We start from the raw sequence: 14,340 nt of genomic DNA on the forward strand, positions 1-14,340 counted from the left end.
ATGGAGCCTAATTCACTTTTTAAACTTTGTTAATTTTAATTATTTCCCGGATTTTTTCCTAATTTTATTGGGTCAGATTAATTGATAATCCTATGAATAAACTTGCTGCACTCGCTTTACTGTTCTGTACGTTCTGTTTCGGACAGCAGAATCAGGACATTGAAAAACCCATCCGTAATCTGTTTCTTGGCATGAAAAATGCTGATCCTGAACTTGTAAAATCAGCTTTTGCGGAAAATGCTATTTTACAGAGCATCGCCAAGGACGGAACTGTGAAAAATGAAAACGTACAGGAATTTATCGCTTCTGTTTCCAAATTTTCAAAGGACGATCTGGATGAAAAAATAATCATCGATGCCGTTCATACAGACGGAGGACTTGCCAGTGTATTTACCCCATATTCTTTCTATTTTAAAGGGAAGTTTTCACATTGCGGGGCAAATAGTTTTCAGTTGGTGAAACAGCAGAACGACTGGAAAATTCAGTACATCATTGATACCAGAAGAAAAGAAAACTGCAGAGAAATAAAATAATGAGGAACCGAAATCTGATCTTAAACTACATCTTTATAAGCTGTCTGGTTATCCTGTTTTTAAACGACCATTTTTTTAAATTCCAATATACAGGCTGGTTCACTGGCAAACTGTCGGATGTGGTGGGAATTATCCTGCTGCCAATGCTTCTCACGTATCTGTTTCCAAAACTGAAACAATACTCTGTTTTTGTGGCAGGTTTCTTATTTACCTTTTGGAAATCTCCTTATTCGGAGAATCTGATCCAATTGTATAATGCCGTGTCACCCATTCCGCTTCACAGGGTGGTAGATTATACAGATTTGCTGGTTCTGCTGCTACTTCATGTTCCTTATCTGTTGATTAAAAATACACGAATTATTGACCATTTTGCTTTTAAGAAGATCAATCCATCCTTTGTATTGCTGCCCTCAATGCTGATCTTGATGTCAACCTCAAATGGAAGCAGGTATTTTTCATACGTACCTTATTCCGGGAATCTTAACTTTAATAATAATACTTCTTTTGAAATCAATAAATCAAAGAATGAGGTGCTTTCGGAGCTAAAGAAGAGGGATATTATAGTAGCAAAAGATACTGCAAGGATTATATCCATGAACAGAGGACGGTTTTTCGGTATGGGGAAATTTGAACAGAAAAATCTTTACAATAACGAAAAATTTTATCATGTATCTGATGATTCTATAAAAGCGGTAGCTTTCAAAATGATAGAGGAGAGTAATGAATATAAAATCAACACGCTTCAGCTGGGCGACCAGACCATTTGGGATGTTCAGTTTAATATGTATTCAAAAGATAATAATACAACAAAAGTCATTGTAAATTCTGCAAGAATAGGAGAGGCTCTGAAAGCCGCAGAAGTAGATAGAAAACTCAGAAAAATTTATAAAAAACTGTTGATAGAAAAATTTAATACACTATAAAAATATAAAATGAAGATCCATCACATTGCCATTATATGTTCAGATTATGAAGTTTCAAAGAAATTCTATACTGAAGTGATAGGCTTGAATATCATCCGTGAAGTGTACCGTGAAGAAAGACAGTCTTACAAACTTGATCTGGCTATCGGAGACCATTATGTAATCGAGCTTTTTTCATTCCCTGATCCGCCGGAAAGACCTTCCCGCCCAGAATCCTGTGGTTTAAGACATCTGGCGTTTTCTGTAGAGAATGTTGGAGCTAAGAGAGATGAACTTATAGCCAAAGGCCTTACCTGTGAAGACATCCGCATAGATGAATATACCGGAAAAGAGTTTTTCTTTACCCAGGATCCGGACCAACTTCCGCTGGAGTTTTATGAAATGTAAAATTAATGAGCGTAGCCTGTAAAAAAGCTGATCGCCATAATCACGAGAACAATAGAGGAAATGACTACATATACGTAGTCTTTTTCTTTTAAATACCCGATCAAAGCGAAGATAATCCTTACCAAAGGGGTAAAGATCAGTAATAAAATTCCCAGTTGAATAATAGCCATTCCTTCTCCTTTGCACAGAGAATTCCAGAACATTCCCCATACTTTTTCAGAAGAGGAACCCATATCCAGGCTGGAGTATTTTTTAGGCATTTCGAAGCCTTCCACGAATAGCTTGATAAAACCTACCAGTGAGGTCACTACAGACAAAATAACGCCAAGTCTCAGAAGATTTCCTACCGAACGGTTCAGATCTACATCTGTAAAATTCTTTTTCATTATCTGAAGCTTTTATTGATACCGTTATACATCATATACACTGACAGGATGGTGATCACGATCGCAAAGAAAACTTTTAATTTCTTTGTTTTCGAAACCATTAAAGTTTTTGAACCGATGAAACTTCCTACTACCACACCAATCAGTACAGGAGCGACGATCACAGGAATGATTTCACCTCTCTGGAAATAGATCAGGGCACTGGCTACGGCCGTTACACCAATCATAAAGTTACTCGTTGTTGTAGAAACTTTGAACGGCAGTTTCATCATATTGTCCATCGCCAATACTTTAAGCGCACCGGAACCGATTCCTAAAAGTCCGGACATCGCACCGGCAAACATCATCATTAAAAATCCAGGAACGGTATTTCTTGCAGAATAGCTTTTTAAAACGCCTTTATCAGGAAAAGTTCCGTAGAGTTTCAGTTTTTCTTCCAGGCTTCCTTTAATCAAAGGTTCCTGATGGTCTGGTTTTCCTTTAAGATTTAAAACCACAGTCAATAAAAGAATACTGGCAAAAATGATCCCGATGGTATTCGGATTAAGCATTCCGGAAAGCAAAGCTCCCATAATAGCGCCTGCTGTAGTTCCGATCTCCAGAAACATTCCTATCCGCATATTGGTAAAACCTTCTTTGACGAAAGCTACCGCCGCACCGGAGGAAGTTCCGATCACAGAAATTAAAGAAGCACCGATTGCATAATGCATAGGAACGCCGAAACCCAGCGTTAATAAAGGAATAATGATAACTCCTCCTCCCAAACCCGTAAGTGAACCTAAAAGACCGGCTGAAACCGCGCCGAGGAACAGAATGATGATTTCTGACATGCTACAAATATAAAACTATTGCCGTACTCTGCCAAACGTTTAAAAAAGATAAATTTGACGTATTTTTGTAGGCATGAAAAGTGAAATGAAATTATTTTATATCATTCTCGGTGCAACGCCCAAGGGCAGGAATATCGAGCAGCATGACGTGTTTTTCGGGATCGCAGAAAATCTTAAAGATCTCGTTCCCGATATGAAGGATTTCTGGAAAGAAGCCGAAGGAAAGATCCATTTAGACTGTCATCAGGAAGTGAAATTCGCAGACGGATATGAGGTGAAGATCGTGGAAAAGACAGATCAGCCTTCCGAAAACCAACTGTATTTTCTTAATTTGGGAGGATACAAGAGAGGTTTTTTTGAAGAATTTCACGAGCAGCATCTGATGGTTGGACAATCAATGGGAGAGATCATCAAAAGGGCAAAAGCTACGGAATTTTATGCAACGATGGGTTTTGAAGGCGCCGTAAGCCATGTGGATGACAAACACGGAGTTGATATTGACGATATTTTTAATGTCAATGATATCCTTCCTGAAAAAATGAAAGAAAAATATTCTATTGTACTGACAAAATCTGATGCAGAAAATCAGGAAAATCCAATGGGACTGGGATATTTAAAGATTGATAAGGTTCAATAAAGCTTTCCATTAAGAAAATCTAACAGAAAAAATAAAAGTAAGAATGAAAATAGGAATTTTAGGAGGCGGACAGCTGGGAAGAATGCTGATACAAAGCGCACTGAAATACGACGACGAATTTTATACGCTGGATCCGGCATCTGATGCGCCGTGCAACAATATTTCCCACTTTACCCAGGGAAATTTCAATGACTTTGAAACGGTACTGAACTTCGGGAAAGATAAAGAGGTAGTGACTATTGAAATAGAGCATGTGAACGCAGATGCGTTGGCCGAGCTTGAAAAACAAGGCATAAAAGTAGTTCCGAATGCTGCTATCATTAAAACCATTCAGCAGAAGATCCTTCAGAAAGAATTCTACAAAACCTATGATATTCCAAGCCCTGAATTTCAGGTGGTGTGGAACAGTGATGAGAAGATTATGATGCCGATGCCGTTTGTACAGAAAATGAATACGGGAGGTTATGACGGAAAAGGCGTACAGGTAATCAGAACAGAAGAAGATTATCAGGATGTATGGAAAGAAGCATCGGTGATCGAAAGTCTGGTAGACATCGACAAAGAACTTTCCGTGATCGTTGCCAGAAATGAAAACGGGGAGACCAAAACATTTCCTGTGACTGAAATGGTCGCTGATCCTAAATTAAACCTATTGGATTTTAATATCTGTCCGGTATTTTTAAGCGAAGATATCCAGAAACAGATCGATTCTATTACAGAGAAATTTCTGAATGCAGTCAATTCTCCGGGACTTTTTGCCATCGAATTATTCCTGGACAAAGAAGGAAAAATATGGGTGAATGAAACCGCGCCGAGGCTACACAATTCCGGTCATCAAAGCCAGGAAGGAAATGCGAATTCCCAATTCGAGCAAATGTATCGTGTGGTGAAAAACCTGCCTTTAGCTGATACGGATGCTTTCGGGTACAGCGGAATGCTGAATCTTGTAGGGGCAGAAGGACATGCCGGAAAAGTCATTTACGAAGGAATGGATGATGTTCTGAAGCTTCCAAAAACGTACATCCACTTATACGGAAAAACTGAAACCAAGCCCGGAAGGAAAATGGGACACATCAATGTACTGGCCGATACCAGAGAAGAATTGATGGAAAAACTGGTGAAAGTGAAAAGTATGGTGAGAGTGATCGCGGAATAAATAAGTCATTTGATACAGATAAAAAAAGCAGCCTATATAACAGGCTGCTTTTTCTTTTTATTCTTTGATAAGTTTCTTACTTTCAACTGATCCATTCTTCTTCATAAGCTTAATCATATAGCTGCCTGCTGTAAGGGACTTAATATTAATTTCAGTTTCCTTAGATTGAGTATCTTTTTCTAATACCAATCTGCCTTCGGGAGAAAATATCTGAATTTTTGCTATTTCAGCATTACTTTTAATTTTTACTGATTCTCTGGCCGGATTGGGCGAAACTGTTGTTGAAACTGATGAGGCAAGTTGTTCATGAGTTGAAAGAGTAAGACTTGTATTGTTCAGTCTGGCAAAATAACCTCTTTGTACACCACCATAGGAAACGAAATATCCTCCCAACAATATTCTGTTTTTATGCATGGCTACAGTATGAAGTCTTCCATTATCACTTCCTCCTGTTGCTACATCATAGGTTGCGCCGGGTGATATAAAAGATGTATCAACTGATCCATTGGGATTAAGTCTTACAATTGTTCTTCTGGCAATATTGTTAAAGGTGTCAAAATATCCCACCAGTACAATTTTTCCGTCACTTTGAACAGTGACACTATTAATCTCCGGAGCAGTCCCGCTATTCTTTTTAGGACCTGTTCCAATAGAAAATGTAGAGTCTACAGATCCATCGGTATTCAGTCTTACAACACCGTTTCTGTTGAGTCCGCTGAAAGTGGTAAAAGTTCCGCAGATTACTATTTTTCCGTCTGGCTGGATAAAGGAAGATCGCATACCTCCGGTAGCATTGGGACCATCTCCGGTAACAAAAGTATTGTCGATGGAACCATCCGGATTTAATCTTACCAATCTTTTTTTATCAACACCGTTAAAGCTCGAAAACTGTCCTCCTACAATGATTTTTCCATCAGACTGTACCTTTACCAAACTTACTGTACCGTTGGCGCCGCTGCCTATATTAAAGGTATTGTCTATATTGCCATCTGGTAAAAGTCGGGCAAGCCTGTTTTTTCCGCTGCCGCCAACCTGGGTAAAACTGCCCCCAATGATTATTTTAGAATTGGGTAAGGGGATAACGGATGTTGGCCCTGAATTGATGATATCGCCCATGTTGAAAGTCGGGTCAAGGCTTCCGTCTGCATTAAACCTTCTCATACTCTCAATGGAAGAAAACGGTGTAAAATCGGCAGTTATTAATAATTTGCCATCATGCTGAAGACTGATGTTAGATACTCCGCTTCCAGTATTGGTAGCAACTCCTACATTAAATGTGTTGTCAATGGTACCATCTTCGTTGAGACGGGCTACCCGGCTTACGGGAGGGGTATTGTTGCTGATGTTGAGAAAGGATCCCGAAAGGTATATTTTATTATCAGGAGCGACAAGGATTTTATAAACAGGATCATGAGCTCCATGTCCATTGTTAAAAAAGTTAAGATCAAGAGACCCGTCCTGCGCAGAGACTGAGGTACTGGCCAATGAAAAGATGGCTAGTACAGAAAGAATTCGTTTCATAGTATTGGTTTTTTTTGAAGTGCAAAAGTACTGTAAAAAAAACTCAATATAGAAAGCTTTTATTTTTTTATCCTATTAAATTTTCTTACTTAATATCTTTCTCCTCCACCTTTTCAAAATCCTTCTTTTGCTCATTCCAGACAAAAGCATGATAATATACATTCTCATCTTCAGGAGATTCTTTGCAGATGCTGGCTATAAACAGTCTGCTGTTCAGATTGAAGATCGCCCGGTCTTCTGCAAACATACAGGAAGTTTCTTCACCTAAAGGAAGCCCATAGATTTTTCCATCACGCACATCCATCATCATTCCCATAATGCAGCTTGTTCCACATCCGAAAGTGACCGTGATGTAGTAACTGGCGAAATCGGGAGTGCCGGCAGCATAGGCATCTTTGATTCTTGTTCTGAAATTGGAGGCACCTTCATCACTGGAAAAATCCAGTTTTGCTTTTTTGACGAACTTATAGTTCTTTGAAGGGAATTTATTGAACGCGAATTGATAGGAAATGACAGAGTCTTTCGTTTCTGCTTCCTCAGACTTTATACTTTCAGGCTCCTTTATCGTAGCAGAATCTGTTTTTATTTCCAACGGAGGAGCTGCCACCACAGTATCAGCGACAGAAGGCTGCGCCATTTCATGTTCAACAGGTTCTTTTTTGTCCTTGCACGAAAATAAAACGATAGCCATGAACGGGATGAGTAATGAGTTGATTTTCATGGATGTTTTTTTAGATATTCTTGTTAGAAAGGCATGATGACTGTTTTTCCTTTAAAAATTCCCTTTTCTATTGTAAAAAGAACGGCATATCCTCCGGCTCCATCTGAGTTCACCATATTGATGTACAAAGTATCATGTTCCGAATCAAAATAACAGGCAGCAGATTCAGTATTGATATTGAATAGGTTTTCAATCTCCTTTGGGGGAATCTGAATTGTTTTTCCTCCTATTTTCAAAGAAATCGATTGATAGTGAGTCTGCGGAATGGTTCCATCCGTACCCCAGATCTGCTGGCCTTTAAATTTATCCTCAACTTTATAATCTTTGTATTCAGTAGTTGAAAAATACTTTTTATTTTCCTTGTAATTAAAAGGTTCAGATTCTATAGTAACAGTGATGTTTTTTGAGTTAAAAACCGCTTTGTTTTCATTAATAGAAACGGCAGGCACCGATTCGTAAGATTCTATATACTTGACTCTTGAACTGTGAATATATCCTGACAGATTTTTTCCATTTTTATCAGTGTAATCGGCATTAAGCCAGTTCTTGTTATCTTCAGGGCTGAAAATATAAAGGATCTCATTCGAATTGATCTTTCCCACAATATCACTTTTCCCGTCTGCTTCTTTCCTCAAATTCGCATACCCGTCTTTATCAACGATTTTTGCAAATTGAGCCAACGAAAATTGGAAACCTAAAACGGCAGCCAGCAGGATTATTTTATTTGTTTTCAATGTTGTTTTAGTTTAATAGTGGTACACTGGAAGTTCTATACTTAAACTTCATTAACTTCCCTCTCCGAGCTTCAAACTTCCTTCCTTACTTAAATATCTTCTGAATCACATTTCCAATCTCCATAAAATCATCATGGTTCCCCACAGAACGGATCTCTGGACTGTTTTCGTCAAATTCTGAGAACGGGAAGATTAGGAGATAATTGTTATCCCTTAAATGTCTGTTCAATAATTCAGGAATAAGTCTCATCCTCGGAACATACGACTGCATACCTCGTTTAGCCATCAGAACAATAAGTGCTTCATCTTCTTTAAGCTTTGCTGCGGTTTTTTCACCATCCTGCCACGTACTCATAATGATGAATTCCGCTTCTATATTGGCCTTTTTAACGATTTTCTGAAGAATATCAAGAATATTTTCCGGAGCGTAAAAAACGACTGTTGCACCGGAGTTTCTGGCGACATTCCATACTCTCAGAAGGGCATGGAAAAATCCTGCTTCCTTATGGGCGTTTTCCGGAATCATCACTGCATATTTCTTAATCGTGGAAAGAGGTTGTGCAGCGTGATAAACGAGTACATTCACATCATCATTCTGCAGATATCCGTTATAAAGATTATAGACGAAAGAAGGGGAGAAGCCTTTCTCATCCTCAAGACCGATGATAAGATCTGTGATATTCTGTTCTTTGATTACATTTTTAACCCCATTAATCACGTCGTTGTCGTATCTCTTAAGTGTCTGCATCTTCACATCCGCGGCAGAAGCGGCATCTGCAGCCTGATGAAGAAGTTTTTCCGCATTTTTCACCGAAGATTCATTTTTATCTTCATTAATGACATTTAAAGCAAAGAGATTTTCCGTGTTTGAATGGGCTTTGATCAGGATTCCCAGATTTACCATTCTGTCTACCGTTTCCTCGTGATTGATGGCCAGCAAGATATTTTCCTCCTCATGACTGTCGCCGGACACCGTATCCTCATTGTCGCTTTCTGCAATTTTTTGCGCGCTTGCCATTGAGATAAAGGAAGAAATTGTACAGGAAATAAGGATCAGCAGAATACTTCCGTTCAGGACGTGTTCATTCAATAGCCTTACCGGTTCGCCGGTTTCGGTTTCGGAGAGGATGATGTTATATCCTACCATAACCGATGCTAATGTTGCAGCTGCAGAAGCTGAACTCAACCCGAAAATCAGTTTTCCTTCCTCTTTTGAAAGTCTGAAGGTCTTTTGCGTCATGACTGCAGAAATATATTTTCCTCCGATGGAGGCAACGAGCATAATTCCGGCCACTTCAAGCGTTTCCCAGCTTTTAAAGAAAACCTTAAAATCGATCAGCATTCCTACACTGATCAGGAAGAACGGGATAAAGATGGCATTTCCTACAAATTCCACCCGGTTCATCAAGGATGAGGTATGCGGAATCAGTCTGTTTAAAGCCAATCCGGCAAAGAATGCTCCGATAATGGCTTCTACACCGGCAAGTTCAGCCAGCATAGCGGCCAGATAAATCATGACCAGCACGAAAATATACTGCGAAATTTTATCATCCACCCTTTTGAAGAACCACCTTCCGATAATGGGAAATATGATTAGTACAATCAGGGCAAAAACAATAAAGGAAACGGAAAGTTTTACCCAGAATTCTGTCCCTACATCACCCTGTGACATTCCCACGATCACGGCAAGCACCAAAAGCGCAAGAATATCGGTGATCATCGTTCCACCGACTGTAATGTTGACTGCCTTGTTTTTTGCAATGCCCAATTTACTGACCAAAGGATAAGCGATGAGGGTATGCGAAGAAAAAAGACTGGCAAAAAGGATAGACGTTAATACAGAGAAATGCAGAAGATAGTATCCTCCGAGATAACCAAGGACGAAAGGAACGATAAAGGTATAGAGCCCAAACGTAAGACTCTTCCATTTATTCTTTTTAAAATCGCCCATATCGATCTCTAATCCGGCCAGGAACATGATGTAGAGAAGCCCCGTAGTTCCCGTCACCACAATGCTGCTGTCTCTGGCCAGTACATTGAATCCGTTTGGTCCTATCACGGCACCAGCGATAATCAATCCCAGAAGATGCGGGACTTTAATTTTGTTTAAAAGCAGGGGAGCGGCAAGGATGATGACCAGTACCAACAGGAATTTTAATACCGGATCTTCTATAGGAAAACTCAGATTATGTATACTCAGTAAAATCATAGGTGTTTTTATTTGGTGGAACGTACTAATTCGACAGAAAATCTGGCGGTACAGCCATTATCAGCCGTCACGGTTCTGGTTCCTTTAATTTTATTGGCAGAGATGTCATTGAGAAGGACATTCATCTCTACACTTTTTTTAGCGGTGGAATCGGTTTTGAATGAAAGCCTGATTTCGTTATTCTCATACTTTCCGGAGTAAAGCCTTACGAGATTGTTATTGTTAACGATCTTGGTCACCAGTTGGGTAGAGTCGCTGTCAAATTCCCAGGTGTCGGTTCGCTGATCGCCTACCGCATAATCACTGCAGTTGGACTCCGTGCAGATTACCTTTCCATTCCAGGGACCGGAAATATCTGCGGGCCATGCAGCAATCACTACAGAATCTTTCTTTGAAAAGATACTGTCTCTCATTTTGATGAGGGCCTGGTATTCGGATTCTTTTTTAGCGAATATTTTTTCTTTTTCGAGTAATTGTTTTTCTCTTTCCGTCAGACTTTTTTCTTTTTCCTTATAATCACAGCTGATCATTAGAAAAGAACCGACAAAAAGGATGAAAAATGTGTTTTTTAGCATATTGTAGATGTTGGTGTAAACAATATAAGAAAAAATATGGAAAATATAAAATCTACTGGCTGGTATCGACTCTAATTTAAAATATTATCTTAAAAAATAAGGTTTTTGATTAATTATTTTATTTCCCAAGGATTTCGCGGACTTTCACAGATGATTTAGGCTATTTTTTGAAACATTAAGATCAGTGAAGGAGGTAAGACAAGTTAAGAGAAATCTAAAGATTTGTTAAGCCGTAGTCATTAAAACAAAGCTTCCTTAATGATCTTAAAAACTTAATTCCAATCTTAATGGTTCAAATTTTATCCATGAAAATCTCTGATTTTTTAAATCTTAGGTGTTCTTTTTATACTCAATACATTTAACTTAAAAATAACTATAGTGTTTAAAAACTTTTGCATCTTTTGTGGTTATTATTTATTTTCCATGGATTTCGCGGAGGAACACAGATGATTGAGATATTTTCTGTTGTTTTGTCAATATAAAAATCTTAGATTTTTGGAAAACTTATTTGCTCTTCTACGCGATTTTATTGCCAGCTTTGATTAACTAAAGTGTTAAAAAAACTTTTGTACATTTTGTGGTTGAAAATAATCATCGTTGCATTTTGACATCTAAGCTTCGACCTTCTGTCTTCTAAACATTTCCGGTTTATAATTAATAATAAAAACCCCACAGATGATCATGGCAGCTGCAAGGATAAATTTAAGAGAAATTTTTTCATCCATAATCAGCCAGCCCAGAAATATGGCGATAATGGTATTCACATAGGCAAGTATGGAAACCTGCACAGGAGATATTTTGGTTAAAGCATAATGGAACGCAAAAAATGCTGCGACAGAACCGAAAACAGCCAGATAGATCATTGCTGAAATACTTTTTAAAGACCAGTTTCCAAAGTTATAATTTTCTGAAAACAGGAAAGCAAAAATAATCTGTACTACACCTGCAAACAGGAACTGATAAAACAGGTTCAGCGTGATATTACCACTTTGTATATTGAGTTTCTTGGTGAAAATAGTTCCTGAAGCCCACCCTGCTATGGCACAGAAAAGAAAGATCATTCCCATTCTGTACTCCGGATTGGCAAGATCCTGTATGCCATCCCAGAAAATAAAAAGGATGCCGCTGAAACACAGCAGAACACCAGCCAGCGCTCTGAAACTGAACTTTTGAAGACCAACTGCCAGACTTCCCAGGAATACCAGAATCGGGGAACAGGCACTGATTAATGAAGCCAGGCTGCTGGATACGGTTTCCTCAGCTACTGTCGTCATTCCGTTCGCCACGATCAGCATCAGAGAAGCAAAAACAATCTGATAGCCTAGATTTTTCCAGCCGATCCATTTAAACTCTTTTCTTGAAAGAAGTACCACAAGCATGATCAATGCTGCCAAAAACTGACGGATTCCCGCTACGAACCATGCCGGAATAGTTTCCACGGCAACACGTATCGCTAAAAATGTAGTTCCCCAGACCATGGCAACGGTGAGAACGGCAAAAAGAAGTTTGTAATCTTTCAAGGTGAATGTATCGTATAACAGACAAATATACCTGTTCTGAAATGAACCGGATGGGTACAGTTTATGTGATTTTAGCTGATACAGATGGAGAAATGGGATGGGAGAGGGAAGAGGGAGGCTGGAAGGTACTGGTGGTCTTTTGATGACTACAGTTCTTATAAAGTAATTGAAAATAGAGTGAGGTATAGTTGTCCTCTTAAACTCAATAACTTCCATCTTCCAGCCTCCTTCTTCCTTACTTTCAACAGCAAATCACTATTTTCCCTGATGCTTTTCCGCTTTCCAACAATGAGTAGGCCTCATCTGCCTGCTCCAATGAATAGGATTGGGGATGCAGCTGAACTTTTACTTTTCCGGTTTCCAGAAGAAGGGCGGCTTTTTTTAAAATATCTCCGTGATGTTTTTTTCGTTCTCCTGATAAAAGAGGATAAAGCGTGAAAACTCCGGAATATTTTGCATTTCTGAAAGACAGGGGAGCAAGGCTGTGTGTACTCCATCCGAGAATACTTGCCACATGTCCCATATATTGTTTTACGGCAAGAAAGGAATCATCCAGCACGCTGCCTCCAACCGTGTCAACGACTGCATCGAAGCCTGATCCGTTAGTATATTGCTGTAGATACTGATCAACGGATAAAGTGGTGTAGTCAATAGGTTCAGCACCATATTTTCTGATCTGTCCCGAACGGTCTGGTTTTACCGTTGTGTACACTTTTGCTCCTTTTGCCACAGCGATTTGTATTGCTATATGGCCTACACCTCCGGCTCCTCCATGAATCAAGACTATTTGATCGGGTTGAATATTGATCTGATCTACGAGTGCTTCCCAGGCTGTAATGAATATCAAAGGGATTGCGGCAGCTTCCTGAAATGAAATATTTTTGGGTTTTAAACTGATATGCTCAGCATTAGCCGTAATGTATTCTGCTAAAGTTCCCTGATGACCACCGATGCCACCTACCATTCCGAAAACTTCGTCACCCACTTTAAAATCATGGACGTTTTTCCCTGTTTCTACGACAATTCCAGACATATCAATTCCGAGTACTGCAGGCAGGTTAACTTGTGCGTGAGCAGCGTGACCGTTTTTTATTTTAAGGTCTAAAGGATTCAGTCCGGCAGCTTTTATTTTAATTAAAACCTGGTAGTCTTTTGGTTTAGGCAGATCAATATCCTTCATGACAAAAGGTTTTCCGAAGTCTTCTGTGATAAGGGCTTTCATTGTTGTGTTGTCGTCTGATTTCATTATTTTCTTTTTTGATCATACAAAGTTCTGTACTTTAGAGGTTTGAAATGTTGTATTTTTACATGATATAAGGGTATAATATTGTCATGAAAAAAGATTTTATTCACCAACCGTTTGAACTGGATTTGAAAGAACCAATGGATGTCTGTCCGAGAGGAGGACACAGTGTCAGCTTTTTTGAACTGGTGTATATTGTTTCAGGAACGGGAATACAGGATATTAACGGAAACGAATTTCCTTACAAGCCCGGAAATCTTTTTCTGCTTGTTCCCGAAGATTCACACCATTTTACTTTCAGAACAAAGACTCAGCTGTTTTTTATAAGATTCAATAAAGTATTCCTGCAGACCAAAGATATGACATCGACTTTCCTGAAGCGGCTTGAACAGACGTTTTCCAATCATACTTTTCAGGGACCGGTAATCAAAGGTTTAGACAGTGAAAAGATGATTAAAAATCTGATGGAAAACCTGATGATTGAAATGAAAAGTAAGAATCTGTACACTGGTGAAATGATTCAACTGTTAGTGCAGAGTGTTCTTACAAGTGTTGCGCAGAACCTGATGAAGGAAGATATTGTAGAAGTGAATGAAATGACCGATCATAAGGCGGCAGATATCATTCAGTATGTGCACGGACATATTTATGATCCTAAAAAACTGACAGGGGAGCATATCAGCAGTATGTTTGGGATTTCTAAAACCTATGTCGGGCGCTATTTTAAAAATAATACCGGAAAAACTTTAAATGAATATGCCGCCCAATATAAGATAGGGCTTATTGAAAACCGTTTAAAATACAGTGATATGCGCATCAGTGAAATTGCTTTTGAATTCGGATTTACGGATAAAAGCCATCTGAACCGCTTTTTCAAAAAACAGAAAGGACTGTCACCTTCCGCGTTCAGGAATGAATAGACCTGCGATTTTAAAAAAAGACTTTTATTCTTTATCTTTGAAGAT

Annotated in this window: 16 protein-coding genes; 7 read left to right on the plus strand and 9 right to left on the minus strand. The window is 38.9% G+C overall.

What is annotated here, in order from left to right; all coding sequences use genetic code 11:
* Positions 1-92 precede the first annotated feature (92 nt).
* The 3 genes from IW22_RS17575 to IW22_RS17585 are packed head-to-tail and all read left to right on the plus strand — an operon-like array spanning position 93 to position 1,843.
* Positions 93-533 (plus strand): nuclear transport factor 2 family protein, encoded by a 441-nt coding sequence (locus IW22_RS17575; protein ID WP_034728940.1) that lies wholly within the window; start codon positions 93-95, stop codon positions 531-533.
* Positions 533-1,456: a hypothetical protein gene (locus IW22_RS17580; protein WP_034728943.1), complete on the plus strand. Its 924-nt coding sequence runs from the start codon at positions 533-535 to the stop codon at positions 1,454-1,456. The genes IW22_RS17575 and IW22_RS17580 overlap by 1 nt, the downstream gene beginning before the upstream one ends.
* Positions 1,457-1,465: 9 nt before the next feature.
* Positions 1,466-1,843 carry a VOC family protein gene (locus tag IW22_RS17585; RefSeq protein WP_034728946.1) on the plus strand — a complete coding sequence of 126 codons (378 nt, stop codon included), beginning with the start codon at positions 1,466-1,468 and terminating at the stop codon, positions 1,841-1,843.
* A gap of 2 nt (positions 1,844-1,845) precedes the next feature.
* Here IW22_RS17585 and IW22_RS17590 read toward each other — a convergent pair whose 3' ends face one another.
* On the minus strand, positions 1,846-2,229 hold the full coding sequence (locus IW22_RS17590; RefSeq protein WP_034728948.1) for a DUF1634 domain-containing protein: 384 nt from the start codon (positions 2,227-2,229) through the stop codon (positions 1,846-1,848).
* Positions 2,229-3,059, minus strand: a complete 831-nt coding sequence (locus tag IW22_RS17595) for a sulfite exporter TauE/SafE family protein (RefSeq protein ID WP_034728950.1) — start codon at positions 3,057-3,059, stop codon at positions 2,229-2,231. Before IW22_RS17595 ends, IW22_RS17590 begins: the two co-directional genes overlap by 1 nt.
* 85 nt (positions 3,060-3,144) lie before the next feature.
* Between IW22_RS17595 and IW22_RS17600 the strand changes: the two genes are divergently transcribed.
* Together IW22_RS17600 and IW22_RS17605 are read left to right on the plus strand one after the other, a co-directional pair.
* Entirely contained in the window at positions 3,145-3,696 is a 552-nt protein-coding gene (locus IW22_RS17600) for a DUF1543 domain-containing protein (protein WP_034729150.1), read from the plus strand.
* Between the two features lie 43 nt (positions 3,697-3,739).
* A complete protein-coding gene (locus IW22_RS17605) occupies positions 3,740-4,852 on the plus strand; it encodes a 5-(carboxyamino)imidazole ribonucleotide synthase (protein WP_034728953.1) in 1,113 nt (370 codons plus the stop codon).
* 57 nt (positions 4,853-4,909) lie between these two features.
* On the opposite strand, the gene IW22_RS17610 is transcribed toward IW22_RS17605, so the two are convergent.
* From IW22_RS17610 to IW22_RS17635, 6 genes are all read right to left on the minus strand, one after another.
* Positions 4,910-6,373 carry a T9SS type A sorting domain-containing protein gene (locus IW22_RS17610; RefSeq protein WP_034728956.1) on the minus strand — a complete coding sequence of 488 codons (1,464 nt, stop codon included), beginning with the start codon at positions 6,371-6,373 and terminating at the stop codon, positions 4,910-4,912.
* 85 nt (positions 6,374-6,458) lie between these two features.
* Entirely contained in the window at positions 6,459-7,094 is a 636-nt protein-coding gene (locus tag IW22_RS23755) for a hypothetical protein (protein ID WP_131401755.1), read from the minus strand.
* Between the two features lie 23 nt (positions 7,095-7,117).
* Entirely contained in the window at positions 7,118-7,828 is a 711-nt protein-coding gene (locus IW22_RS17620) for an SH3 domain-containing protein (protein ID WP_034728959.1), read from the minus strand.
* An 85-nt stretch (positions 7,829-7,913) separates the two neighbouring features.
* Positions 7,914-10,037 carry a cation:proton antiporter gene (locus IW22_RS17625; RefSeq protein ID WP_034728962.1) on the minus strand — a complete coding sequence of 708 codons (2,124 nt, stop codon included), beginning with the start codon at positions 10,035-10,037 and terminating at the stop codon, positions 7,914-7,916.
* A gap of 8 nt (positions 10,038-10,045) precedes the next feature.
* A complete protein-coding gene (locus IW22_RS17630) occupies positions 10,046-10,612 on the minus strand; it encodes a hypothetical protein (protein WP_034728964.1) in 567 nt (188 codons plus the stop codon).
* Between the two features lie 611 nt (positions 10,613-11,223).
* A complete protein-coding gene (locus IW22_RS17635) occupies positions 11,224-12,132 on the minus strand; it encodes a DMT family transporter (protein WP_034728967.1) in 909 nt (302 codons plus the stop codon).
* A gap of 5 nt (positions 12,133-12,137) precedes the next feature.
* On the opposite strand from IW22_RS17635, the gene IW22_RS24455 reads away from it, so the two are divergent.
* Positions 12,138-12,275 (plus strand): hypothetical protein, encoded by a 138-nt coding sequence (locus IW22_RS24455; RefSeq protein ID WP_165571901.1) that lies wholly within the window; start codon positions 12,138-12,140, stop codon positions 12,273-12,275.
* Between the two features lie 98 nt (positions 12,276-12,373).
* Here IW22_RS24455 and IW22_RS17640 read toward each other — a convergent pair whose 3' ends face one another.
* Positions 12,374-13,378 (minus strand): zinc-dependent alcohol dehydrogenase family protein, encoded by a 1,005-nt coding sequence (locus IW22_RS17640; RefSeq protein WP_034728970.1) that lies wholly within the window; start codon positions 13,376-13,378, stop codon positions 12,374-12,376.
* A gap of 86 nt (positions 13,379-13,464) precedes the next feature.
* On the opposite strand from IW22_RS17640, the gene IW22_RS17645 reads away from it, so the two are divergent.
* Entirely contained in the window at positions 13,465-14,295 is an 831-nt protein-coding gene (locus IW22_RS17645; protein WP_034728973.1) for an AraC family transcriptional regulator, read from the plus strand.
* Positions 14,296-14,340 lie beyond the last annotated feature (45 nt).

The organism is Chryseobacterium sp. JM1 (assembly GCF_000737715.1).
GTDB lineage: Bacteria > Bacteroidota > Bacteroidia > Flavobacteriales > Weeksellaceae > Chryseobacterium.

Excerpts from the sequence above, each read along its gene's own strand:
- IW22_RS17590 (WP_034728948.1), bottom strand. The coding sequence starts at position 2,229 with ATGAAAAAGAATTTTACAGATGTAGATCTGAACCGTTCGGTAGGAAAT.
- IW22_RS17580 (WP_034728943.1), top strand. The coding sequence starts at position 533 with ATGAGGAACCGAAATCTGATCTTAAACTACATCTTTATAAGCTGTCTG.
- IW22_RS17585 (WP_034728946.1), top strand. The coding sequence starts at position 1,466 with ATGAAGATCCATCACATTGCCATTATATGTTCAGATTATGAAGTTTCA.
- IW22_RS17630 (WP_034728964.1), bottom strand. The coding sequence starts at position 10,612 with ATGCTAAAAAACACATTTTTCATCCTTTTTGTCGGTTCTTTTCTAATG.
- IW22_RS17640 (WP_034728970.1), bottom strand. The coding sequence starts at position 13,378 with ATGAAATCAGACGACAACACAACAATGAAAGCCCTTATCACAGAAGAC.
- IW22_RS23755 (WP_131401755.1), bottom strand. The coding sequence starts at position 7,094 with ATGAAAATCAACTCATTACTCATCCCGTTCATGGCTATCGTTTTATTT.
- IW22_RS17610 (WP_034728956.1), bottom strand. The coding sequence starts at position 6,373 with ATGAAACGAATTCTTTCTGTACTAGCCATCTTTTCATTGGCCAGTACC.
- IW22_RS17595 (WP_034728950.1), bottom strand. The coding sequence starts at position 3,059 with ATGTCAGAAATCATCATTCTGTTCCTCGGCGCGGTTTCAGCCGGTCTT.
- IW22_RS17645 (WP_034728973.1), top strand. The coding sequence starts at position 13,465 with ATGAAAAAAGATTTTATTCACCAACCGTTTGAACTGGATTTGAAAGAA.
- IW22_RS17575 (WP_034728940.1), top strand. The coding sequence starts at position 93 with ATGAATAAACTTGCTGCACTCGCTTTACTGTTCTGTACGTTCTGTTTC.
- IW22_RS17625 (WP_034728962.1), bottom strand. The coding sequence starts at position 10,037 with ATGATTTTACTGAGTATACATAATCTGAGTTTTCCTATAGAAGATCCG.
- IW22_RS17600 (WP_034729150.1), top strand. The coding sequence starts at position 3,145 with ATGAAATTATTTTATATCATTCTCGGTGCAACGCCCAAGGGCAGGAAT.
- IW22_RS17605 (WP_034728953.1), top strand. The coding sequence starts at position 3,740 with ATGAAAATAGGAATTTTAGGAGGCGGACAGCTGGGAAGAATGCTGATA.
- IW22_RS24455 (WP_165571901.1), top strand. The coding sequence starts at position 12,138 with ATGTATCGTATAACAGACAAATATACCTGTTCTGAAATGAACCGGATG.